Raw genomic sequence first — 20,896 nt, 5'->3', positions numbered from 1 at the left:
CCCGGGTGACCGAAGTGTGCGGGTCGGGTGACCGAACCGGTCCGATTCCGTGCCCTACAGATCGGATCGGCCGTCAAGTAGCCTGCGCCCACGCCGCACCACCGCCGGTCACGCCCCCGCACGCCCCCACCCACGCCCCGGAGGTACGCCGATGCCCCTGGCCCAGCCCGCCGCCCCCGCCCGGCCGCGCTTCTCCGTGCTCGGCCCGCTGACCGGCGAGGTGGACGGCCGGCCGCTCGCCCTCGGCCCGCTCAAGCAGCGGCTGGTGCTCGCCGTCCTGCTGAGCCGCGCCAACACGGCCGTCCCGGTCGACCTGCTCACCGACGCGGTCTGGCCCGAGGAACCGCCGCGCACCGCCCGTAAGAACCTCCAGGTCTACATCTGCACCCTGCGCACCCTGCTCGGCCGCGGCGCCGGCCCCGACCGGCTGGCCCACACCGCCGGAGGCTACCTGCTGCGGGTCGCCGAACCCGAGCTCGACGTCCTGCAGTTCCGCGCCCTCGCCCGGGCCGGCCGGGCCGCCGCCGACGGCGGCGCGCTCGCCCCCGCCGCCCGGCTGCTGCGCCAGGCCCTCGACCTGTGGCAGGGCCCGCCGCTCGCCGACCTGCGCTGCTCGCCCGCCGTCGAGGCGGAGGCCGACCGGCTGGAGGCCCGCTGCCTCGGCGTCCACGAGGACTGGGCGGAGACCGAGTTGGAGCTCGGCAACGCCACGGCCGTCGCCGAGGAACTCGCCGAACTGGCCGAACGCCACCCGCTGCGCGAACGCCTCCAGGCCGCCCGGATGAACGCCCTGCACCTGTCCGGCCGACAGGCCGAGGCACTCGCCGTCTACGACGCCCACCGCCAGCTGCTCGCCCGCGAGTTGGGACTGGAACCCAGCCCCGCCCTGACCACCCGCTACCGGCAGCTGCTCGCCCGCGGTCCCGCCCGGCCCGCCACCTCCGGACCGGCACAGAACGCCGGCCCGAACAGCGCGCTGCTACCCGCCGGCACCGCCGACTTCACCGGTCGCTCCGCCGAACTACGCCAGTTGATCGACGAGTTGGGCGAAAGCGGCGAACGCGTCGCGGTACTCTCCGGCCCGGCCGGCATCGGCAAGACCGCCCTGGCCGTGCACGCCGGACACCTGCTCGCCGACCGTTTCCCGGACGGCCGGCTGCTGATCCGGCTGCGCACCGCGGACGGTACCCCGCGCCCGCTCGCCGACGTCCTCGCCGAACTCGCCGTCCTCACCGGCCGGTCGGGCCCCGGCCCGGCCGACCCGGCCCAGGCCGCCGCCCTCTGGCGGGCCGCACTGGCCGGACGCCGGATGCTGCTGATCCTCGACGACGCCCCCGGCGAGGCCGTGGTCCGCGAACTGCTGCCGGGCTTCGGCCCGAGCGCCACCCTCGTCACCTCCCGCAGCCAACTCGCCGGGCTGGCCTCGGTGCACCGGGTCACCGTCCCGCCCTTCGCCCCCGCCGAAGCCCTCGACCTGCTCGGCCGGATCGTCGGCACCGGGCGGATCGGCGCCGACCGCGCGGCGGCCGCCCGGATCGCCGAGGCCTGCGGGCTGCTGCCGCTCGCCGTCCGGGTCGCCGGCACCCGGCTCGCCGTCCTGCGCCACCTGCCGCTCGCCGAGTACGCGGCCCGCCTCGCCGACCCGGCCGGCGCCCTGGACGAACTCGTCGCCGGGGACGTCACCGTCCGCGCCCGCCTCGACTCCGGCTGGCGCGACCTCACCGACCAGGGGCGCCTCGCCCTCGGCCGCCTCGCCGCCCTCCCGCTCTCCCTGCTCTTCACCCTCCCCGAGGCCGCCGCCGCCCTCGGCCGCCCCGAACGCCTCGCCCTGCGCGCCCTGGAGGCCCTCACCGACACCGGCGCCGTCACCTCCCCCACCGGCGAGGTCACCGCCCACGCCGCCCTCTACGCCCTCCCCCGTCTCACCCACCTCCACGCCCGCGAACACGCCACGACCCTCGCCGACACCCTCACCTGAAGCCGGCCCGGCCCACCGCGCCCCTCACCCCAGCGTCAGCACGTCCAGCGACTCCCCGCCCTCCAGCGCCCGCAGGGCCAGCAGCACGCCCGCCGCCCCGGTGTGCAGGTCCGCCGAGAACCGCCGCAGCCGCATCCCCGGGACGAGCAGCCCCTCCGGCCGCGCCACCAGGTGCCACTGCAGCTTCCGCACCTGCCCGAGGACGCTCTCCCGGCTCGCCGCCCCACCCAGCCGGTCCAACGCCAGCAGCAGCCCGGTCCGGCCCCGGAACAGCCCTGGCTCCCGGACGAACCCGGGTGCGCACACCCGCCGCACATCGGCCAGGAACCCGTCGAACCCGCCCGCGCCGAGCGCCTGGTACTCCCGGGCGACCAGCGCGATCCCGCTGCTGCCCCGGTCGAGGTAGGCCAGCCGCCGCCCCCGGTCGAGGACCTGGACGGACCCGTCCGGCACCCGCACGCACTGCGCCATGGCCCGGGCCAGCGCCGCGCGCCCCGAGGCCAGCAGCCAGTCCTCGCCGGTCCGCTGGTACAGCCTCAGCTGCACCAGGGCGATCCCCGCGAGCCCGTACAGCAGTCCGGCCGCCGCCGGCTCGGCGAGCCCGGCGACGGCCTCGCCGCGCAGCACCGCGTCGAGCGCCCGCGCGTCGGCGAGGGCGTCCGCGAGTTCGCGCGGGCTCCCGAGGGTGTCGGCGAGTCGCAGCCGGGCGAGCGCGGTGCCGGCCCGCCCGCCGTACAGGGCGACGGTGGGCGCGGGCCGGGCCTCGCGGACCTGTGCGACCAGCTCGACCGCCTCCTCGGCGCGCCCGATCCGGGCCAGGACCGCCGCCACCCCGAGCGGCCCGTCGTACAGGCCGCCCGCGCCCGGCCGGGGGCCGCGCCGCCGCATCGCCGCGACCAGCCAGTCCGTGTACTCCTCCGGGCAGGGCGCCCCGGCCCGGTGCAGCGCGTACAGCACGCCGGCCGCGCCGTGCGCGACGCCGGTGCCGCCGTCGGCGAATCCGGCCGGGTCGCCGGGAAAGAGCCGGTCGGGCCGGTCGGGTGTGGCCCCGGCGTGGATCCCGGCGACGAGTTCGTCGCCGACCGCGTCGAGTGCGGGCCCGGCGAGCAGGTCCCGCACCCGCCGCTCGGCGACCGATTCCACCAGCGCCACGGCACCCGGCCGCACCGGCCCCTCCTCCGGCCCGAGCCCGAACCAGTCCCGGGCCCGCCGTTCCAGTCCGGCCAGCTTGCCGGGGTCGCGCTCGGCCAGTTCCGTCACCGGCATCAGCAGCATCAGCCAGGTGGCCCAGAGCATGTAGCGGTCGGCGTCGGCGCCGTCGAGCCCGGGCGGGGGCTGGAGTCCGCCCGCGCCGGCCAGCGGCACCCGGCGGCCGGTGAGCTCGTCCGCGTACTCGAAGTCGACGAGCACCACCGAGCCGTCCGGCCGGACGATGACATTGGCCGGGTGCAGGTCCCCGAACCGGACGCCGCGCTCGTGCAGGGCGCCGAGCGCCTTCTCCAGCCCGGCGACGACCCCGGCCACCCACCCGGCGTACTCGGCCCGCTGCTCGGCGGTGCAGTTCTGGTGCACCAGCGGATAGCGCCGGATCGCCTCGGCGTACAGCTGGACGCCCTCGATGTGCTCCTGGACGAGGAAGGTGTGCTCCCAGACGGTGCGGACCTCGTGCAGCCGGGGCACGCAGTCCAGGCCGGCGAGCCGTTCCAGCGCCCGGCGCTCACGCCGCAGGCGGGTCACGGCATCGTCCCCGGCGGCGTCCAGCCCGGCGTACGGGCGGGCCTCGCGCAGCACCACCCGCTCCCCGGTGCTCCGGTGCTCGCCGAGGTAGATCCCGCCGGCGCTGGAGAACTGCAGCACCTCGACGATCCGGTACGGGAGGTCACCGCCGGCCGCTTCCCGGGCGGCCAGGTGCGGGCGCAGCGCCTCGGGCGGCTCGACCCAGGCGGGCAGCCGGAACACCGGGTCGCGCCGATCGGGGACGAGCGCGCCGGACGGGTCGCGCAGCGCAGGGACGGGCCGCCCGTCGCCGTCCTGGCACCACAGCTCGACGAAGGCGCCGTAGCGCACGTACACCGGGGCCGTCCCGATCCGCAGGTCGGTGAGCACGTACGGCCCTCGGCGGCCCGCCAGCACCTCGGCCAACTCCCCGGCCACCGCGAGGAATTCCGCCTCCGACTCCGGGTAGACGGTGACGAACTTGCCGCTGCTCCCGCGCCCCGTGTACTTGCCGTTCGCGACCCGCAGCGCCGCGTCGCCGCGCAGGAACTTGAAGGTCGTCCGGCGCGCCGTGCAGATCCGCGCGACGGCCGCCAGCGTCTCCTCGGCCTCCTCCGGAACGGCCGAGACGTGGATCTTCCAGCCCTGCTCCGGCAGCCGGGCGCCGTCCGGCCGCAGCGCCGTCCACAGCCCGCGCTGCTCGCGCCGCCAGCCGGCGGGCGGCGCGCCGAGCCCCAGCGGGTACCGGTCGCCCCGGTCGCGGAGCCGGCCGGGGGTGTCGTAGTACGTCGGGTCGGCGAGACAGTACAGCTGGGTCTCCTGGGCGCCGGCCATGGCACGCCTCCTCTTCCGGGTCGCTGGACGGTTCAGACCGCCTGACACATGGTGAGCGGCGTCGCGGAGTTGGGGCACGCACCTCGCCGCGTTGTCGTCAGTCGCCGCAGCTCCGCTGCTACTCCCTCCTCCGCCTTGCGATGCACGCACCCCAACGCCGCTCCTTCACCCACCCACCATGTGCCAGGCGGTCTCAGACGGCGGGCACCGGCGCCGGGCCGCGCCGGACCGGCGGCGCCCAGGTGACCACGGCCGCGCAGAGCGCGATGCCGAGCGCCAGCAGGGCGAAGGTCCTGGTGCCGCCGAGGGTGCCGAGCAGCGCGCCGCCCGCCAGCGGGCCGAACGGCTGGACCAGGGTGGAGAGGAAGCCGGCGGCGCTCTGCACCCGGCCGATCCGGTCGGGCGGCGCGGCGAGCAGCATGCCCGAGACGAAGCCGATGCTGGCGACCGTGGACAGGCACATGCACACCGCGCAGAGCAGCCCGATCAGCACCGGCACCCGGGTGAGCACCAGCACGCCTGCGGTGGCGGCGGCCGCCCAGCAGCTGAGCGCCACCAGGCTGCCGTCGCGCGCCCTGGCGTCCAGCTTCGGGGCGAGCAGCGCGCCTGCGAGGGCACCGGCCGCGGTGCAGGAGACCACGGTGCCGCCGCCGACGCCGGAGCGGCCGCCGTCGGAGGCGACGGCCAGGGTGGCGAACATCAGCGCGCTGAACGCGAAGTTCATCCCGAGCCCGAAGATCAGCAGCAGGGTGCGCAGGTAGGGCTGGCGCCAGATGAAGGTCAGCCCGGCGGTCAGCTCGCTGCGGCTGAACACCGCCCCGCTCCTGGCGGCGGGCACCGAGCGGGTGCGCATCAGCGCCACGCAGATGGTGGAGAGCAGCAGCCCGACGCCCTCCGCGAGGAAGGGCAGCACCGGGTGCCAGGCGAACAGCGCGCCGCCGCCGAGCGGCCCGATCAGCCGGGCGGCGGCGCCGCGCGCCTGCATCCGGGAGGAGGCCGCGCGGACTTGTTCGCGCGGCACCGCCGCCCGCAGCAGGCCACCGGCGGCGGGTCCGTAGGTGCTGGCGATCAGCGCCCCGGCGGCGGCCACCAGCAGGACCAGCGGCAGCGGGGTGTGGCCCCGCAGGACGGCGATCACCAGCGCGGTGACGGCGAGCAGGCTGCCGACGTCGCACACCCGCATCAGCCGGCGTCGCTCGATCCGGTCGGCGAGGACGCCGCCGGGCAGCATGGTGAGCAGCAGTGCGCCGACCGACACGGTGCCGATGGCGCCCGCCTGGGCGGCCGATCCGGTCTCCCGCAGGACCAGCAGGGGCAGGGCGATCGAGGCGAGTTGGGAGCCGAGCGAGGCCAGCAGGCCGCCGACCCAGAGCAGTCGGAAGTCCCGGTTACGGGAGAGCGGGGTGGGCTCCATGGCCGTCCTCCGGCGTGGGGGGGTGGTGGAATCGGGCCGGGGCGGTCCCGCGTCGGCAGGACCGCCCCGGAACGCCTTGCGCCGCCCGGCGGTCGGGGGCGGTGGTGCGACCGCGCCCGTGCCGGACACCGCTGACCTGCCGCCGGTCAGGAGGCGGAGGTCTCGGCGGAGTTGACGTAGCTGATCAGGCTGAAGCAGTTGCCGTCGGAGGCGTCCTGAAGGACCTTCATCGCCTGCAGGTCCAGGACGTTGGCGGCGTGCGCCTCGACCTCGGGGGTCTCCTCGCCGTCCTCGCCGACGGTCTGGTCGATGTTCTCGGCCATGGCTGAACTCCCTTCACTGGGTTGATCGGTAGGGGTTCGACGGAGGGTGGTCCGCCGTGCTGAAGACGGTAGGGACGTGGGGCTGCGCACGGCCTGGGAACCGGTACGGCGGCGGTATGGCCGCAGGTCACGGCGCCGTCGACGGCCCCCGTCGGCCCCACGGGCCCGCCCGGCGGGCCCCCGCACCCGCTCCGAGCTGCGGCCATACCACCCGCAAGCCGGCTGCGAACCGGGCCCGAAGCCGGCCCGGGGAGCCTGGCCCGGCACGCCCGCACGCCCGGACCCGCCCCGCGTTCCCCGCACCGCGAAGGACTAGCGAAGGACTGCCGCCATGCCCTGCCCACTCTGCGCCCAACTCGCGAGCACGAACGACCAGTTCTGCCCCTCCTGCGGCACCTCCCGGGCCGCCGCCCTCGACCTGGCCGCCGAGGAGCGCAAGCTGGTCACGGTGGTCTTCTGCGACCTGGTCGACTCCACCGCCCTGTCCGGCGCGCTCGACCCGGAGACCCTGCGCGAGGTGATCCTGCGCTACTTCGAGCGGATGCACCGTCAGATCGAGGCGCACGGCGGCACCTTGGAGAAGTTCATCGGGGACGCGGTGATGGCGGTGTTCGGCGTCCCGGTGATCCGCGAGGACGACGCCCACCGGGCGCTGGCCGCCGCGCTCGCCATGCTGGAGGACCTGGAGGACCTCAACACCGAGCTGGACGCCACCCTCGGGGTCCGCCTGGACGTCCGGATCGGCGTCAACACCGGCCAGGTGGTGGCGGGTTCGGACGCCTCGGCGCGCCAGGCCCTGATCTCCGGCGAGACGGTGAACATCGCCGCCCGGCTGCAGACCCAGGCCGCGCCCGGCCAGGTGCTGATCGGCCCGCAGACCCTGCGCGCGGCCGGGCCGGCCGCCCAGGTGCACGAGGTCGGCCCGCTGCGGCTCAAGGGCAAGACCGAGCCGGTCACCGCCTACCGCCTGGTCGGGCTGGACGAGGACGACCCCGAGCTGCTGCGCCGCTTCGACGTCCCGCTGGTCGGCCGCGAGCGCGAACTCGCCCAGTTGGACGCTGCGTTGGCCCGGACGGCCGGCGGCCACGGCGCCGAGCTGCTGCTGGTCGTCGGCGAGGCCGGGATCGGCAAGACCCGGCTGGTGCGCGAGTGGCAGGAGCGGGTGGGGCGGCACAGCGCGCGCTGCGGCACCGGCCGCTGCCGCAGCTACGGCGAGCAGGGCGTCCTGGCCCCGCTGGCGGACGCCGTCCGGGCCCTGCTGGGCGACCGGGGGGCGACCGCGCCCGTCGAGGCGCTGGCCCGGCTGGACGCGGCCACCGCCCCGGGGGTGGGCGCCGAGGAGTCCCTGGACCGGCTGGCCGCGATCCTGCGCGGGCGCACCGTCGAGCGCCCGGCTGTGCTCGTCCTGGACGACTGCCAGTGGGCCGGCCCGGTGCTGCTGGACGCCGCCGAGCGGCTGGTCGCCGCACTCGGCCCGGCCCCGGTGCTGCTGCTCTGCCTGACCCGCCCCGAGCTCCCGGCCTCCCGCCCGGAGCTGCCGGCGCTGCCGGTCGGCGGCCTGTCCTGGGACGAGTCGGCCCTGCTGGCCGCCCAGTTGACCGAGCTGAGCGCCCACCAGGACGCGGTGCCGACCCGCCTCCTGGAGCGCGCCGAGGGCAACCCGCTGCACCTGGAGGAACTGCTGGCCGCCCTCACCGAGGCGGACGGCCCCACCCTCGCCGACGAACTCCCGCCCACCGGCCGGGCGCTGCTCAGCGCCCGGATCGACGACCTGGAGCGGGACGAGCGCACCACCCTGGACCTCTCCGCCGTCCTCGGCCGTGCCTTCACCGCCGCCGAACTCGCCGAACTCGCCCACGGCGGCGCCGACCAGGACGTCTTCGCCGACCCCGAGGACGACGTCTTCACCGGCCCGATCGACGGCCTCCCCGGCCTGCCCGAGACCGGCGACGCCACCCCGCCGCGGTTGCACGCCGCGCTCGCCCGGCTGGCCGAGCGCCGCCTGGTCGAACCGGCCGGCACCAGCTTCCGGTTCAGCAGCGGCCTGGTCCAGGAGTCGGTCTACCAGTCGATGTCCAAGCGCGCCCGCGCCGAGCGCCACGAGCGCGCCGCCGACCTGCCGGCCGTCCGCGCCGCCGGGGCCGCCGCCGTCGGCGGCCACCTGGAGCGCGCCCACCGCTACCGGCTCGAACTCGGCCTGCTGGACGCCCGGACGGACTCCCTGCGCACCCGCGCGGCGGCCGCGCTCGGCCTGGCCGGCGCGCAGGCCCTCGGCCACGCCGACCTGCCCGCCGCCACCGACCTGCTGGAGCGCGCCGTCCGGCTGCACTACCCGAACGAGCGCACCGCCGGCCCCACCCTGCGCCGCCTCGGCGAGGCCCGGCTGGCGCTCGGCCGCGCCGAGGAGGCCCTGCCCGTCCTGGCGCAGGTCCGCGATTCGGCCGCCGACCCGCTGGACGCCGCGCACGCCCGGCTCGCCCTGGCCGCCCGCGGTCTGCCGCCCGGCCCGGAGCAGCCCGCCGCCACCGCCCGCGCCGTCCTGCCGCTGTTCACCGACCTCGGGGACGACCTCGGCCAGGCCCGCGCCCGGCTGCGGCTGGCCGAGGAGCACCTGCTGGCAGGTCGGCACACCGAGGCGGAGCGGCTGCTGGACGACGCCCTCGGCCACGCCGCCCGCACCGACGCCGAGTTGGACCGGGCCGCCGTGCTGGCCGCCCTGGCCGCCTCGCTGCTGGCGGGCCCCGAGCCCGTGCCGAACGCCGTCTTCCGGCTGCGGGCCCTGCTCGCCGGGCACGGCGCCGGCCACCGGACCGTCCGGGTCGCGCTGAACGGCCCGCTGGCCGTCCTGCTCGCCCTGCGCGACCGGCCCGGCGAGGCCGAGCTGCTGCTGGCCGAGGCCAACGGCCTGGCGGGCGAGCTGTCGCTGGCCGACGCGATGATCTCGCTGCCGGCCCTGACCGCCCAGGCCGCGGCGGCCACCGGCCAGACCGGGCAGGCCCTGGACCTGCTCGCCGACGCCGCCGAGGTCGCCCGCCGGCTGGGCGCCGCCGCCCCGCTGCCCCGGCTCGCCCTCACCACCGCCCGCGTCCTGCTGGACACCGACCGCCCGGGCCCGGCCGCCCGCCACCTGGACGGTGTCGACGCCGCGGCCGCGCTGCCGCCGGTGCTGGCGATCGAGCTGGACGCGCTGCGCGGCCGGCTCGCCGCCGCCGGGGGCGAGGCCGAGCCGGCACTGGAGCTGACCGGGTCCGCCGTCCGGGCCGCCGAGGCCACCGAGTCGCTGCTGCTACAGGCGCTCACCGCGCTGGACCGCGCCCACGCGCTGCTGCTGCTCGACCGGCCCGCGGAGGCCGCCGTGGCGGCCGCCACCGCCCGGGACCGGTTCGCCGCCAAGGGCCACCTGCCGGGTGTGCGCCGGGCCGAGCGCCTCGGGGGCACCCGGTGAGCGGCCCGGCCGGCCTCACCTGGAGCCTGCGTGGCCGGGCCGCCGCGGACCTCCCGGTGCTCGCCGACACCGCCGCCCCGGACGGCGGGAGCACCGGCAAGGGGGTGCGGGTCTGCGTCGTGGACTCCGGCATCGAGCCGGACCACCCGCTGGTCGGCCCGCTGGACGGCTCCTGGGCGGTGGTCAAGGACCCGACCACCCGGGAGCTGGTGATCCGCCCCGACCACACCGGCGACACCTGCGGCCACGGCACCGCCTGCGCGGGCATCATCCGCCGCACCGCCCCGGACTGCGAGCTCTACAGCGTCCGGGTGCTGGGCGAGCGCTTCACCGGCACCGGCGACATGCTGATCGCCGGTCTGCGCTGGGCCGTCGAGCAGGGCTTCGACGTCGTCAACCTCAGCCTCTCCACCACCCGGACCCGCTTCCTGGAGGAGCTGCACGCGATCGCCGACGACGCGTTCTTCGCCCGCACCGCGATCGTCGCCTCCGCCCACAACACCCCGGTGGAGAGCTACCCCTGGCGGTTCTCCTCGGTCATCTCGGTCGGCAGCCACCAGGAGGACGACCCGGCCCTGCACCTGTACAACCCGGCGCCGCCGGTCGAGTTCTTCGCCCCCGGCCAGAACGTCCGGGTGCCCTGGCTCGGCGGCGCCACCATCCGTACCACCGGCAACAGCTTCGCCACCCCGTACGTCGCCGGGCTGTGCGCCCGCATCCTGTCCGGCCGCCCGAGGCTGACGACGTTCCAGCTGAAGAGCGCGCTCTACCTCACCGCGGCCAACGTCCAGGTCGGCGGCGGCACCCGCCCGTCCACCCCCACCACGGAGGCGCCCGATGACCCTCAGCACTGATCCCGCCGTCGACCCGCTGGCCCGCGAGCTGCTGCAGTCCGTGGTGGACGTGGCCCGCGCGATCTTCGGCGCCGAGGCCGGTTCGGTCTGCCTGCTCGACGAGGCGGCCGGCGAGCTGGTGTTCCAGGCCGTCTCGGGGCGCGGCGAGGAGTCCCTGGTGGGCCGCCGGTTCCCGGCGGGCAGCGGCATCGCGGGCTGGGTCGCCGCCTCGGGCGAGCCGATGGTGGTCGACGACCTGGGCGCCAACCGCACCTTCGACCGGGCGTTCGCCGAGTCCACCGCGTACGTGCCGAACGCGCTGATGGCGGCGCCGCTGACGCACGGCAGCAAGGTGCTGGGCGTCCTGGAGGTGCTGGACCCGGCCCCGCAGGCCCGGGCCAGCCTGCCCGAGCTGGACCTGCTCGCCCTGTTCGCCCGCCAGGCCGCCGCCGCCCTGCGGGTGATCGCCGAGCGCGCGCCCGCCCCGGCGGCGGTGCCCGACCGCGCCGCCGCGCTCGACCTGCTGGCCGATCTGGAGGAGCTGCTGCGCCGTCAGCCGTAGGGCGTGCCCCAACGCCGCCACGCAGGCGGGGGTTTGAAGACAGGCCCTACGGCCCGCCCTACGCCGGTGCCAGCCGTACCAGCGCGCCGCGCTCCAGCGCCGCGTACACCGCGCCGTCCGGGCCGAGGGCGATGCCGTGCGGCTCGGCGCCCGGGCCGGGCAGCCGGTAGCCGTCGAGGTGTCCGTCGACGGTGAGCACCCCGATCCGGCCGGCGCCCCACTCGGTGAACCAGAGCCGGCCGTCCGGTCCGCAGGTGATCGCGTGCGGCCGGGCCGCCCGGTCGGCCAGCGGGTACTCGGTGGCCTCGCCGTCCACCGTGATCCGGCCGACCAACCCGCCGCCGATGCCGACGTACCAGAGCGCGCCGTCCGCCCCGGCGGTGATCCCGACCGGGGCGGTGCCCTCGGTGGGCAGCGGGTGGACGGCGACCTCGCCCCCGACGGTGATCCGGGCGACGGCGTTCGCCTGGTTGAGCGTGCACCAGAGCGCGCCGTCCGGGCCCGCCGTGATCAGCGACGGGAAGGACCCGGGCTGCGGCAGCGGGTACTCCGTCACCTCGCCGTCCACGGTGATCCGCCCGATCCGGTCGGCGTTCAGCTCGGTGAACCAGAGCGCCCCGTCGGGCCCGGCGGCGATCCCGTACGGCCCGGCGCCCGCCGTCGGCACGGCGAAGGAACCCGCCTTCCCGTCGGTGTCGATCCGCCCGATCCGGTGGTCGCGCATCCGGGTGAACCAGAGCGCGCCGTCCGGGCCGGCGGTGATCACCGAGGGCCCGCACTCCGGCGCCCCGAGCCCGTACCGCTCGACCGTGCCGTCCGCCGCCAGCCGCCCGATCTCCCCGGTGTGCACCAGCGTGAACCACACGCCGCCGTCCGGCCCCACCGCGACCCCGTACGGTCCGGCCCCCTCCTCGGCGACCTCGATCAGCTCCATGACCCGTTCCATGCGAACCCCCTCGCCGCTATCACGACTTCCGTCGCATTAGAGATCTTCGCACGCCCGTCCCGGCCCCGGCAACCGGGTTGCCTCCGTTGCCCGCACGGCGGGCGGCACGCGGGGCGGGGACGCCGCGCAGGACGGAGACGATGCCCACCCCGGCAGCGCAGACCGGCACGGCGAGCAGGGCCCCGAGGATGCCGGCGATCCCGGAGCCGGCCACCACGGCGACCATGATGGTGGCCGGGTGCAGCTCCACCGTCCGGCTCTGGATGAGGGGTTGGAGGACGTTGCCCTCGATCAGCTGGACCGCCATCACCACGGCGAGCGCCCACGCCGCCGTCCCGAGCCCACCGTCGGCGAGCGCGACCAGCACGGACACCGCCCCGGACAGGAAGGCCCCGACGAACGGGATGTAGGCGCCCATGAACACCAGCGCGCCCAGCCCCGGCGCGCCCGGCACCCCGAGCGCCACCAGACCGATGGTGATGAAGGTGGCGTCGATCAGCGCGATCAGCGTGGTGCCGCGCATGAAGCCGGCCATCGCGTCGAAGGCCCGCTCGGCGCAGGCGGTGACGGTCTCGGCGCTGCGCTCGGGCAGGTAGGAGCGGATCGTGTCGCCGGTGCGGTGGCCGTCCCGGAGGAAGAAGAACACCAGCGCGAGCGCCAGCACCCCGCCGGCGATCAGCTGGGTGGCCAGGCCCAGCCCGGACAGCACGCCGTTGGTGATGGTCGAGACCAGCGAGTTGGTCTCCCCCTTGGCGTTGTCCAGCGCGTGCCGGATCTTCTCGCCGGTCGGGCCGAGCCACTCGGCGAGCCTGCTGCCGGACTGCTGGAGGGACTCGGCGATCTGCGGGGCGCTGTGCACCAGCGCGTTGACCAGCAGCGCGATCACCCCGCAGACGGCCGCGACCAGCAGCACGCAGGTGAGCCCGGCGGCCAGCCCCCGACTGACGCCCCGCCGGACCATCCACGGCACCGCCGGGTAGAGCAGCGAGGTCCCGAGCAGCGCCAGTACCACCGGCACGGTGGCGGCCCGCAGCTCGACCAGTGCGAAGACCAGCAGCGAGGCGACGGAGAGCAGCAGGATCACCGCCGCCGACCAGGCGGCCGCCTGCCGGACCACCGGCGGCAGCATCAGATACGGCCTGCGGTGGTCCGGCGCGTAGTCCACCGGCTGCTCCGCTCGCGCACGTTCCTCATCCGCACGCTGCTCCGGCACGGCCACCTCCGCCTGGCTCGTCGACGAGTCCGAATCGCCCCATCTCAACAGACCACCCGACATCGCGCCCCTTTTCGCCGGCACCCCTGGCGGGCCCGGGCCGACACGATGCCCGGCCCACCGCCGGGAGAGGCGCCGCCGGTCAACGGTGCAGCCGATTCAATCCGCCCCCGTACGTCGCGTACAGAGCGATCGGCGCGCCTCACCTCATCGAGCGATTCGCCCTGACACCGGCCTTCGAGCGCCGGACGTCAGTTCTCCTCCAAGGAGCCGCCGAGGTGGCGGACCACCGCGAGGGGCTCCAGGGTGCTGCGGGTGAGCAGGTGCTGACGGGTCGGCAGGGCACCGCCCGGTTCCCGAGGGGTCAGCACGCTTACCGGCGGCCGTCCAGGACGGCGCGCAGCACGTCGATCCGGTTGCTGGTGATGGAGGCGACCCCGGTGTCGCGCAGCCGGCGCATGGTGCGGCGCAGGTCGGCGGTCCAGGTGGAGACCGCGAGCCCGGCGTCCGCGGCGGCGGCGGTGAACTCGGGGGTGACGAGGCCGAACGGCGGATTGAGGTAGCGCGGGCGCAGGTCGTCGAGCAGGGCGCGGACGGGCAGCCGGGGTTGAGTCCAGGTGAGGGCGATCTCGACGTCCGGGGTCAGCGCGCGGACGGCGAGCATGGCGGTGGCGGGACCGCAGAAGGCGACCAGCCGTTCGGCGCCCAGGTCGGTGACGACGGACCAGGTGGCGGCGGCGGGGCCGGGGTCGTCGAGGTCGATGAGCAGCCGGGGGCCGTCGGCGGCCGCCACGACCTTGATCGCCTCGGCGAGGGTCGGGACCACGAGCGGCCCCTGGCGCAGCCCGTCGAGCTGCTCGGCGGTCACCCGGCCGATCGACCGCGGGTCGCCCCAGAGGCGTTCCAGGGTGCGGTCGTGCAGCAGGACGGGCACCCGGTCGCGGGTGAGCTGGACGTCCACCTCGACGGCGTCGGCGCCGGCGGCGAGCGCGGACTCGATCGAGGGCAGGGTGTTCTCGCGGTGGCGGTACGGATCGCCGCGGTGGGCGACGGCGAGCACCGGGCGGCGGTCGGCGGGGGCGGTGCGGTCTGCGGCGGTCATCGGATCAGCCCCGCGATCCACGGGGTGAGGTCGCGCATGCCGACGCTCTCGCGGTAGCCGGGCTCACCGGGAACGGTGACGATCATGGTGGTGGACGGCGGGAAGGTCCGCGCCTTGACGTGCACCAGGCCGCTCCAGACCGAGTTGAGGAAGGCGGGCACGCTGTCGCGCCGGACGTCGAAGGCGATGCCGTCGAGCGTCACCACGGCCTCGTCGTGGGTGAACAGGCGGACGGCGATCTCGGGGCGGCCGCCGAACTCCAGCAGTGCCTCGTGCGGGATCGGGGCGGGTTCGCCGTCCCCGCCGTAGTTGCCGGCCAGGCCGGCGAAGGTCTGGTCGCGGCCGATGTCGTGCTGGGCGCGGACCTCCCGGCCGTGCCGGGCGGCCAGCTCCTCGACCGCGCGGACGGCGCTCTGGGTGGTCGGCAGGTGCGGGTGGGACATCCCTGGCGGGGCCTCTCGTTCGGAACCGGATCGGGCGGGACTCGGTACGGGCGGGACTCGGTACGGGACTGGGGACTACGGACTAGCGCCGTTCGATCATCACATTGGTGGACTTGATGACCGCCGTGGCGGGTGCACCGGGGACGAGGTTCAGCTCCTCCGCCGACTCCCGGCTGATCAGCGACACCACCCGGAACGGCCCCGCCTGGATCTCCACCTGGGCGGCCACGTCGCCGAGCACCACGTTGGTGACGATCCCGGGAAAGCGGTTGCGGGCCGAGGACGGGCGGCCCTCGGCCTCGACGTTCTCCGGCCGGGCCAGCTCACGGGCGAAGGCGGCGAGGTCGGCGCCGGGGATGATCCGGTGGCCGTGCTCGTCCCGCTCGGCCGCGACCCGCCCGGCGTCCACCCAGCGCCGCAGGGTGTCGGCGCTGACGCCGAGCAGCGCCGCGGCCTCGCCGATGCGGTACGGGTTGACCGGCGCCTCGGGCTGGCCCATGTGCGACTCCTGACACTGACTCTGGCTCTGGCTCTGACTCTGGCTCTGCGGATGACACCGGCCATGGGGCACGGGGACGGCGCACCCGGGGCGGGCCGTCGCCGTCATCCTGCCGTACCGGCGGCCGGGGCCGCCAAGCGAGCCGGGTCAGGGCTCGCCGAAGAGGTCCCGCCGCACCGCGTCCCCGGCGGTGAGGACGGCCCCGGCCAGCACCGCGCCGCCGCCCGCCGTCCCGGCCCGGACCTCGGTGCGCAGCGGGGAGAGCTCGGCCAGCCGCCGTTCGACCCGGCCGGCCAGCTCGGCACCGCCGGCCCGGCCGATCTCGCCGCCGAGCACCACGCAGCCCGGGTCGAGGACGACGCAGATGCCGGCCGCGCCGATGGCGATCCGCTCGGCCAGCGCGTCCAGGAACGGCCCGCCGGGCTCGCCCGGGCCGAGTGCGGTCAGCGCCGCGCGGACGGCCGCCTCGGCGGCGGGGGCGTCCCCGGCCGCGAGGACGTCCCCGGCGGGGAGGGGCAGCGCATGGGCGCGGGCGAGGTCACAGACCGCGGCGCTGCCGGCCAGGCTGTGGAAGCCGCCGTCGCAGCCGGTGGCGCTGGGCAGGCTGCCGGTGCCGGGGACGGGCAGGAAGCCGATCTCGCCGGTACCGCCGGAGAAGCCGCGGCGCAGCCGCCCGTCCAGGACGACGCCGGCGCCGACGCCGTGGCCGAGCCAGAGCAGCACGAAGGTGTCGCGGTCGCGGGCGGCGCCGATCCGGTACTCGGCCCGGCCGGCCAGGTTGACCTCGTTCTCCAGGATCACGTCGGTGCCGGGCAGCCGCCGCAGTTCGGCGAGCAGGTCGGCGTGCCAGGCGGGGAGCTTCCCGGTGCTGTTGAGGCTCCCGGTGGCGGGGTCGACCAGCCCGGGGGCGCCGACCGCGACGGTGTGCAGCCGCTCGACCCCGACGCCGCGCGCGGTGTCCAGCAGGGTGCGCACGAGGCGCCCGGCGAGGTCGGGCGCCCCGCTCTCCTCGACCGGGACCTCGGCGCCGGCCAGGGTGCGCCCGGCGAGGTCGGCGACGACCAGGCTGACGCCGCCGGAGCGCACGTCGAAGGCGGCGATGTGGGCGCGGGAGGCGACCAGCGCGTAGAGCCTGGCGTTGGGGCCGCGGCGCTGCTCGCCCCGTTCGCCGACGAGGGCGACCAGGCCGGTGCGCTGGAGGCGGTCGAGCAGGTCGGCGACGGTCGGCCGGGAGAGGCCGGTGAGGTCGCGCAACTCGGTCGCGGTCAGGGGGCCCTGTTCGAGGAGCAGGTTGAGCGCCAGCCGGTCGTTGATCGCCCGGGCTGTGCTCGGTGTGGCCGAACGCGCGGTGGTCATGGCCGCTCATCCTTCCAGAGTGTTTCTATCAGGGTCCCTTCCTGATAATTTTATCGAACCCTCCGCCGGACGGCTGACTCCGCCGCGCGGACCGCACGGGGTACACGTACACCACCCACAGGGCACCGTCGCGCCCCACCACGCGCGACCCGGGAGGGACCACCGGATGAGCACGACCGCACAGCCACTGGAGCCGCTGACCGCCCCACGCCGGGCCAGGGCGAGCATCGCCCTGGTCTTCGGCGTGCACGGCGCCGTCAGCGGCAGCTTCGTCACCCGCATCCCGTGGATCCAGGACCGCCTCGACCTCTCCCCCGGCCAGCTCGGCCTGGCCCTGGTGATGCCCGCCATCGGCTCCTCCCTCGCGATGCCGCTGGCCGGCCGGTTCGTCCACCGCTACGGCGGCCGGGCGGCGGTCCGCGGACTGATCTCGCTCTGGTGCCTGGCCCTCGCCCTGCCCGCGCTCGCCCCCTCACTGCCGGTGCTGTGCGCGGCGCTGCTCGCCTACGGCGCCACGGCCGGGATGGCGGACGTCGCGATGAACGCGCAGGGCGTGGAGATCGAGCAACGGCTCGGCCGCTCGATCATGTCCGGGCTGCACGGGATGTGGAGCGCGGGCGGGCTGCTGGCCTCCGGCTTCGGCATCCTCGCCGCCCACCTCGGCCTCGACGCCCGGCTCCAGCTGGCCGTCACCGCGCTGGTGCTGCTCGCCCTGGCGCAGCCGATCTGCCGGGGCCTGCCCGACCTGCGGGCGCCGGAGGAGGCGGAGGCGCCGCCACGGTTCGCACTGCCGCCGCGCAGTTCGCTGGCGATCGGCCTGGTCGGCTTCTGCGCCGTCTTCGCCGAGGGCGCCTCGATGGACTGGAGCGGCGTCTACCTGCGGGACGTCACCGGCGCCTCGGCCACCGTCGCGGCCGCCTCCTACACCGCCTTCTCGCTCACCATGGCCGCCAGCCGCCTCGCCGGGGACGCGGTGATCCGCCGGCTCGGCGCCGTCCGCACCACCCGCCTCGGCGGCGCCGTCGCCACCGCCGGCGGCCTGCTGGTGGTGGCCGCCGACAGCCCGGCGCTCGCCATCCCCGGCTTCGCCCTGATCGGTGTCGGCATCGCGGTCACCGTCCCGCTGGCCTTCGCGGCGGCCGGACGGATCGGCAGCAACCCCAGCCAGTCCATCGCGGGCGTCGCCACCGTCACCTACACCTCCGGCCTGGTCGCCCCGGCGATCATCGGCGCCCTCGCCCAGGCGACCTCGCTGACCGTCTCCTTCGGCCTGGTCACCGCACTCGCCTTCGCCCTGCTGCTGAGCGCCGGAGCCCTGCGCCGGGCCGAGCCGAATTCCACCGACGCCGCCGGGAATGTGACCGCAATGTCACCGGAAAGCACTTCCAATAAAGATCTCTCCGCGATATGATCAGAGAATTCCGGGGAATTCCTCGCTAATATCGCCGACTGCCGGGCGCATCCGCGTCCGGCAGTTTTCGCGATCCGCGGAGGAATCCCCCGTGTGCTACGACCCCGACGCCGCCCCGCCCGCCTTCACTCCCGCGCTCTGGCCCCTGGCCGAGGCCTCGGCACTCACCCTGACCTCGGCGGACGGCACCGAGTTCGCCGCCTTCCTGGCCCGCCCGGAGGTGGCCACCGGGGCCGGCGTCCTGATTCTGCCGGACAACAGGGGGCTTTCCGGCTTCTACCGGCAGACCGCCGCCCGACTCGCCGAACAGGGCCACCCCGCGCTCGTCCTCGACTACTACGGCCGCACCGCCGGAGCCGACCCGGAAAACCGCCCGACGGAATTCGGCGAACTGCCCGGCCTGCTCCCCCACCTGCTCGCGCTCACCCCCGAGGGCCTGGACGCCGACATCGCCGCCGGCCTCGACCGGCTGCGCGCCGCCGGGCCGGCCGAGGTGGTCGCGCTCGGCTTCTGCTTCGGCGGCCGTCAGGCCTTCCGCACCGCCGCGCCCCGCTTCGGGCTGGCCGGCGCGGTCGGCTACTACGGCCACCCCGACACGATCAACGGCGCCCCGGGGCCCACCCAGCTCGCCGCCGGCCTCACCGCGCCGATCCTGGCTTTCTGGGGCGGCGCCGACGAACACATCCCGCGCGCCGCCGTCGACGCCTTCGACGCGGCGCTCACCGCGGCCGGCGGGCCGCACGAGTTCGTCACCTACCCGGGCGCGCCGCACAACTTCTTCGAGCTCTCCGCTGTCGAATACTCCGAGGCGGCCCGGGACTCCTGGCAACGCCTGCTGGGATTCCTCGCCGGCCGCACCGCATCCGCGACCCCCCGGAGGACGATCTGATGTTCCCTCGTACCCGGCTCCTCGCCGCCACCGCCGTCCTCGCCACCGCCACGGTGGCGCTCACCGCCCCACCCGCCCCGGCGGCCACCACCGACTTCGGGCCCGCCGAGATCCGCACCGGCATGTACCCGGGCCCGAACGACCTCTGCCTGGAGGTCGCCGACTGGCGCACCGACGACGGCGCCCCGGTCCGGATCTGGACCTGCACCGGCGGCGCCAACCAGCAGTGGACGCAGACCGCCCGCGGCTGGGTGAACCTGAACAGCGGCAAGTGCCTGGACATGCCGGCCTTCAGCACCACCTGGGGCACCCAGGCCGACCAGTGGACCTGCGACGGCGGCGCCAACCAGAGCTGGAGCGACCCTCCGGCCAGCCACCCCGGAACGCCCCGCCGGATCGTGAACGGCTACAGCGGCCTCGTCCTGGACGTCTCGGGCGGCGCCCTGACCAACGGCACCCCGGTGATCCAGTGGGAGTACCACAGCGGCGACAACCAGTTCTGGCACTACAACCCGGAGAAGCCGCCGTACAGCTGATCACGGCGGCGGGACGCGGTCGCCGGCCGCTCCGGGGAACCGGTTAGGCTCGGCCGGTGCCCGCACCCGCAACGCCCCCGCCCGTCGCCGCCGAGCCGCCACCGTCCGGCCCCGCGCCGCGTTCGCCGTGGTGGCGGTTCGCGCTGCTGGTGGTGCTGCTCGGCGCCGCGGCCGGTTCGCTGCTGCTGTGGAACCCGACGGCGCTGCTGGACGGCGGGCTCGCCCACCGGATGCCCGGGTACTGGTTCGCCCCGCTGTTCGCCGCCGTGTACGCGCTCGGCACCCTCGCCTTCGTCCCCCGGCCCGCGCTGAACGCCGCCGCCGGACTGCTGCTCGGCATCCAGCAGGGCGTCCTGCTGGCGGTGCTCGGCACCACGCTCGGCGCGGCCATGGCGTTCGGGCTCGGCCGGGGACTCGGCCGCGAGGCGCTGCGCCCGTACCTGCGCGGGCGGGTGCTCGGCACGCTCGACCGGCGGTTCACCGAGCAGGGCTTCCGCAGCGTGCTGGTGCTGCGGCTGCTGCCGGGCATGCCGTTCCAGGCTGCCAACTACGGCGCGGCCTTCTCCGGGGTCCGCTTCCCGCCCTTCCTGTTCGCCACCGCGATCGGCGTGGTGCCGACCACCGCCGTGTACGTGACGGCGGCGGCCAGCGCGGGCGAGCCGGGCTCGGCGGCCTTCCTGGTGTCGGCCGGGGTGATCGCGCTGCTCGTGCTGGGCAGCGTGGTCGGGCTGTGGCGGGCCACGGTGGCCCGTCGCCGCGCACAGGCCGCCTGAGGGGCGCTCGGCAAATCGTTCGCGCCCACCGGTCGTCGGACCCCAGGATGGCCCGCATGACCGAACTCTCCCCGCGGGTCGACCCGCCGATGGCCGCCGACGAGACCGCCATGCTCACCGCCTGGCTCGACTACCACCGCAGCACCCTCGCACTCAAGTGCGAGGGTCTGACCGACGACCAGCTGCGACTGCGCTCCGTCCCGCCGTCCGGCCTCTCGCTGCTCGGCCTCGTCCGGCACATGGCCGAGGTGGAACAGCACTGGTTCCAGGTCATCCTGTGCGGCGAGGAGCTGACCAGCGGCCACTTCTGGACGGAGGCCGACGAGGACGGCGACTTCAACGGGGTGGACACCGCCGACGTCGCGGCCGACTTCGCCGTCTGGCGCGCCGAGGTCGAGGCAGCCCGCCGCGCGAGCGCCGGCCTGTCGCTGGACACCGTCGGCAAGCGGCTGCGCCGCGGCCAGGAAGTGACGCTGCGCTGGATCCTCGTCCACATGATCGAGGAGTACGCGCGACACAACGGCCACGCCGATCTCCTGCGCGAACTGGTGGACGGCGCGACCGGCGAGTGAAATCGTTTCCGCATTGTTGACAAAAGGTCAATTACGCGGCGACCGCGACCG

General features: G+C 75.9%; 18 protein-coding genes. 9 read left to right on the top strand and 9 right to left on the bottom strand.

Annotated features, from left to right (window positions below; translation table 11 throughout):
• The first annotated feature begins 151 nt into the window (after positions 1 to 151).
• Positions 152 to 1,978 carry a BTAD domain-containing putative transcriptional regulator gene (locus ACIOJE_RS34570; RefSeq protein ID WP_400781721.1) on the top strand — a complete coding sequence of 609 codons (1,827 nt, stop codon included), beginning with the start codon at positions 152 to 154 and terminating at the stop codon, positions 1,976 to 1,978.
• 24 nt (positions 1,979 to 2,002) lie between these two features.
• Here the strand turns inward: ACIOJE_RS34570 and lanKC are convergent, their stop codons facing one another.
• The 3 genes from lanKC to ACIOJE_RS34555 all read right to left on the bottom strand — a co-directional run bounded on the left by lanKC (position 2,003) and on the right by ACIOJE_RS34555 (position 6,265).
• Positions 2,003 to 4,528 (bottom strand): class III lanthionine synthetase LanKC, encoded by a 2,526-nt coding sequence (gene lanKC / locus ACIOJE_RS34565; protein WP_400781719.1) that lies wholly within the window; start codon positions 4,526 to 4,528, stop codon positions 2,003 to 2,005.
• A 193-nt stretch (positions 4,529 to 4,721) separates the two neighbouring features.
• Entirely contained in the window at positions 4,722 to 5,942 is a 1,221-nt protein-coding gene (locus tag ACIOJE_RS34560) for an MFS transporter (protein ID WP_280685700.1), read from the bottom strand.
• A gap of 146 nt (positions 5,943 to 6,088) precedes the next feature.
• The gene (locus ACIOJE_RS34555) at positions 6,089 to 6,265 is read right to left on the bottom strand and encodes a hypothetical protein (RefSeq protein ID WP_400781716.1); all 177 of its coding nucleotides are present in this window, start codon (positions 6,263 to 6,265) and stop codon (positions 6,089 to 6,091) included.
• 331 nt (positions 6,266 to 6,596) lie between these two features.
• Between ACIOJE_RS34555 and ACIOJE_RS34550 the strand changes: the two genes are divergently transcribed.
• Genes ACIOJE_RS34550 through ACIOJE_RS34540 form a run of 3 tightly spaced genes read left to right on the top strand, consistent with a single transcriptional unit; the run spans position 6,597 to position 11,105 of the window.
• Positions 6,597 to 9,710, top strand: a complete 3,114-nt coding sequence (locus ACIOJE_RS34550) for an adenylate/guanylate cyclase domain-containing protein (protein WP_400781713.1) — start codon at positions 6,597 to 6,599, stop codon at positions 9,708 to 9,710.
• Positions 9,707 to 10,564, top strand: coding sequence for a S8 family peptidase (locus ACIOJE_RS34545; RefSeq protein WP_400781711.1), 858 nt, complete (start codon positions 9,707 to 9,709; stop codon positions 10,562 to 10,564). The genes ACIOJE_RS34550 and ACIOJE_RS34545 overlap by 4 nt, the downstream gene beginning before the upstream one ends.
• Positions 10,548 to 11,105: a GAF domain-containing protein gene (locus ACIOJE_RS34540; RefSeq protein WP_280685696.1), complete on the top strand. Its 558-nt coding sequence runs from the start codon at positions 10,548 to 10,550 to the stop codon at positions 11,103 to 11,105. Before ACIOJE_RS34545 ends, ACIOJE_RS34540 begins: the two co-directional genes overlap by 17 nt.
• Before the next feature lie 58 nt (positions 11,106 to 11,163).
• Here ACIOJE_RS34540 and ACIOJE_RS34535 read toward each other — a convergent pair whose 3' ends face one another.
• From ACIOJE_RS34535 to ACIOJE_RS34510, 6 genes are all read right to left on the bottom strand, one after another.
• The gene (locus tag ACIOJE_RS34535; protein WP_400781706.1) at positions 11,164 to 12,039 is read right to left on the bottom strand and encodes a virginiamycin B lyase; all 876 of its coding nucleotides are present in this window, start codon (positions 12,037 to 12,039) and stop codon (positions 11,164 to 11,166) included.
• Between the two features lie 31 nt (positions 12,040 to 12,070).
• Complete coding sequence (locus tag ACIOJE_RS34530) at positions 12,071 to 13,264, bottom strand: AI-2E family transporter (RefSeq protein ID WP_400781703.1); 1,194 nt, start codon at positions 13,262 to 13,264, stop codon at positions 12,071 to 12,073.
• A 373-nt stretch (positions 13,265 to 13,637) separates the two neighbouring features.
• Complete coding sequence (locus ACIOJE_RS34525; protein ID WP_400781700.1) at positions 13,638 to 14,366, bottom strand: glycerophosphodiester phosphodiesterase; 729 nt, start codon at positions 14,364 to 14,366, stop codon at positions 13,638 to 13,640.
• Positions 14,363 to 14,809 (bottom strand): hypothetical protein, encoded by a 447-nt coding sequence (locus ACIOJE_RS34520; RefSeq protein WP_400781698.1) that lies wholly within the window; start codon positions 14,807 to 14,809, stop codon positions 14,363 to 14,365. Before ACIOJE_RS34520 ends, ACIOJE_RS34525 begins: the two co-directional genes overlap by 4 nt.
• A gap of 82 nt (positions 14,810 to 14,891) precedes the next feature.
• Entirely contained in the window at positions 14,892 to 15,308 is a 417-nt protein-coding gene (locus ACIOJE_RS34515) for a helix-turn-helix transcriptional regulator (protein ID WP_280685691.1), read from the bottom strand.
• A gap of 147 nt (positions 15,309 to 15,455) precedes the next feature.
• The gene (locus ACIOJE_RS34510) at positions 15,456 to 16,664 is read right to left on the bottom strand and encodes an ROK family transcriptional regulator (RefSeq protein ID WP_400781694.1); all 1,209 of its coding nucleotides are present in this window, start codon (positions 16,662 to 16,664) and stop codon (positions 15,456 to 15,458) included.
• Positions 16,665 to 16,830: 166 nt separating this feature from the next.
• On the opposite strand from ACIOJE_RS34510, the gene ACIOJE_RS34505 reads away from it, so the two are divergent.
• From ACIOJE_RS34505 to ACIOJE_RS34485, 5 genes are all read left to right on the top strand, one after another.
• Positions 16,831 to 18,075, top strand: a complete 1,245-nt coding sequence (locus ACIOJE_RS34505; protein WP_400781691.1) for an MFS transporter — start codon at positions 16,831 to 16,833, stop codon at positions 18,073 to 18,075.
• A 91-nt stretch (positions 18,076 to 18,166) separates the two neighbouring features.
• The gene (locus ACIOJE_RS34500) at positions 18,167 to 18,964 is read left to right on the top strand and encodes a dienelactone hydrolase family protein (protein WP_400781689.1); all 798 of its coding nucleotides are present in this window, start codon (positions 18,167 to 18,169) and stop codon (positions 18,962 to 18,964) included.
• Complete coding sequence (locus ACIOJE_RS34495; protein ID WP_400781687.1) at positions 18,964 to 19,500, top strand: RICIN domain-containing protein; 537 nt, start codon at positions 18,964 to 18,966, stop codon at positions 19,498 to 19,500. Before ACIOJE_RS34500 ends, ACIOJE_RS34495 begins: the two co-directional genes overlap by 1 nt.
• 56 nt (positions 19,501 to 19,556) lie before the next feature.
• Positions 19,557 to 20,273: a TVP38/TMEM64 family protein gene (locus ACIOJE_RS34490; protein ID WP_400781684.1), complete on the top strand. Its 717-nt coding sequence runs from the start codon at positions 19,557 to 19,559 to the stop codon at positions 20,271 to 20,273.
• 56 nt (positions 20,274 to 20,329) lie between these two features.
• Entirely contained in the window at positions 20,330 to 20,845 is a 516-nt protein-coding gene (locus tag ACIOJE_RS34485) for a DinB family protein (RefSeq protein WP_280685685.1), read from the top strand.
• Positions 20,846 to 20,896 lie beyond the last annotated feature (51 nt).

This window comes from Kitasatospora sp. NPDC087861 (genome assembly GCF_044742585.1).
In the GTDB taxonomy this organism is placed as follows: Bacteria; Actinomycetota; Actinomycetes; order Streptomycetales; family Streptomycetaceae; genus Kitasatospora.
The sequence above is the reverse complement of the archived record's forward strand: the minus strand, read 5'-3'. Positions and strand labels throughout refer to the sequence as shown.

Bases quoted from the DNA above. Each gene is read 5' to 3' on its own strand.
- ACIOJE_RS34560 (WP_280685700.1), bottom strand. From the start codon at position 5,942: ATGGAGCCCACCCCGCTCTCCCGTAACCGGGACTTCCGACTGCTCTGG.
- ACIOJE_RS34525 (WP_400781700.1), bottom strand. From the start codon at position 14,366: ATGACCGCCGCAGACCGCACCGCCCCCGCCGACCGCCGCCCGGTGCTC.
- ACIOJE_RS34550 (WP_400781713.1), top strand. From the start codon at position 6,597: ATGCCCTGCCCACTCTGCGCCCAACTCGCGAGCACGAACGACCAGTTC.
- ACIOJE_RS34505 (WP_400781691.1), top strand. From the start codon at position 16,831: ATGAGCACGACCGCACAGCCACTGGAGCCGCTGACCGCCCCACGCCGG.
- ACIOJE_RS34540 (WP_280685696.1), top strand. From the start codon at position 10,548: ATGACCCTCAGCACTGATCCCGCCGTCGACCCGCTGGCCCGCGAGCTG.
- ACIOJE_RS34515 (WP_280685691.1), bottom strand. From the start codon at position 15,308: ATGGGCCAGCCCGAGGCGCCGGTCAACCCGTACCGCATCGGCGAGGCC.
- ACIOJE_RS34495 (WP_400781687.1), top strand. From the start codon at position 18,964: ATGTTCCCTCGTACCCGGCTCCTCGCCGCCACCGCCGTCCTCGCCACC.
- ACIOJE_RS34485 (WP_280685685.1), top strand. From the start codon at position 20,330: ATGACCGAACTCTCCCCGCGGGTCGACCCGCCGATGGCCGCCGACGAG.
- ACIOJE_RS34520 (WP_400781698.1), bottom strand. From the start codon at position 14,809: ATGTCCCACCCGCACCTGCCGACCACCCAGAGCGCCGTCCGCGCGGTC.
- ACIOJE_RS34555 (WP_400781716.1), bottom strand. From the start codon at position 6,265: ATGGCCGAGAACATCGACCAGACCGTCGGCGAGGACGGCGAGGAGACC.
- ACIOJE_RS34510 (WP_400781694.1), bottom strand. From the start codon at position 16,664: ATGACCACCGCGCGTTCGGCCACACCGAGCACAGCCCGGGCGATCAAC.
- ACIOJE_RS34535 (WP_400781706.1), bottom strand. From the start codon at position 12,039: ATGGAGCTGATCGAGGTCGCCGAGGAGGGGGCCGGACCGTACGGGGTC.
- lanKC (WP_400781719.1), bottom strand. From the start codon at position 4,528: ATGGCCGGCGCCCAGGAGACCCAGCTGTACTGTCTCGCCGACCCGACG.
- ACIOJE_RS34570 (WP_400781721.1), top strand. From the start codon at position 152: ATGCCCCTGGCCCAGCCCGCCGCCCCCGCCCGGCCGCGCTTCTCCGTG.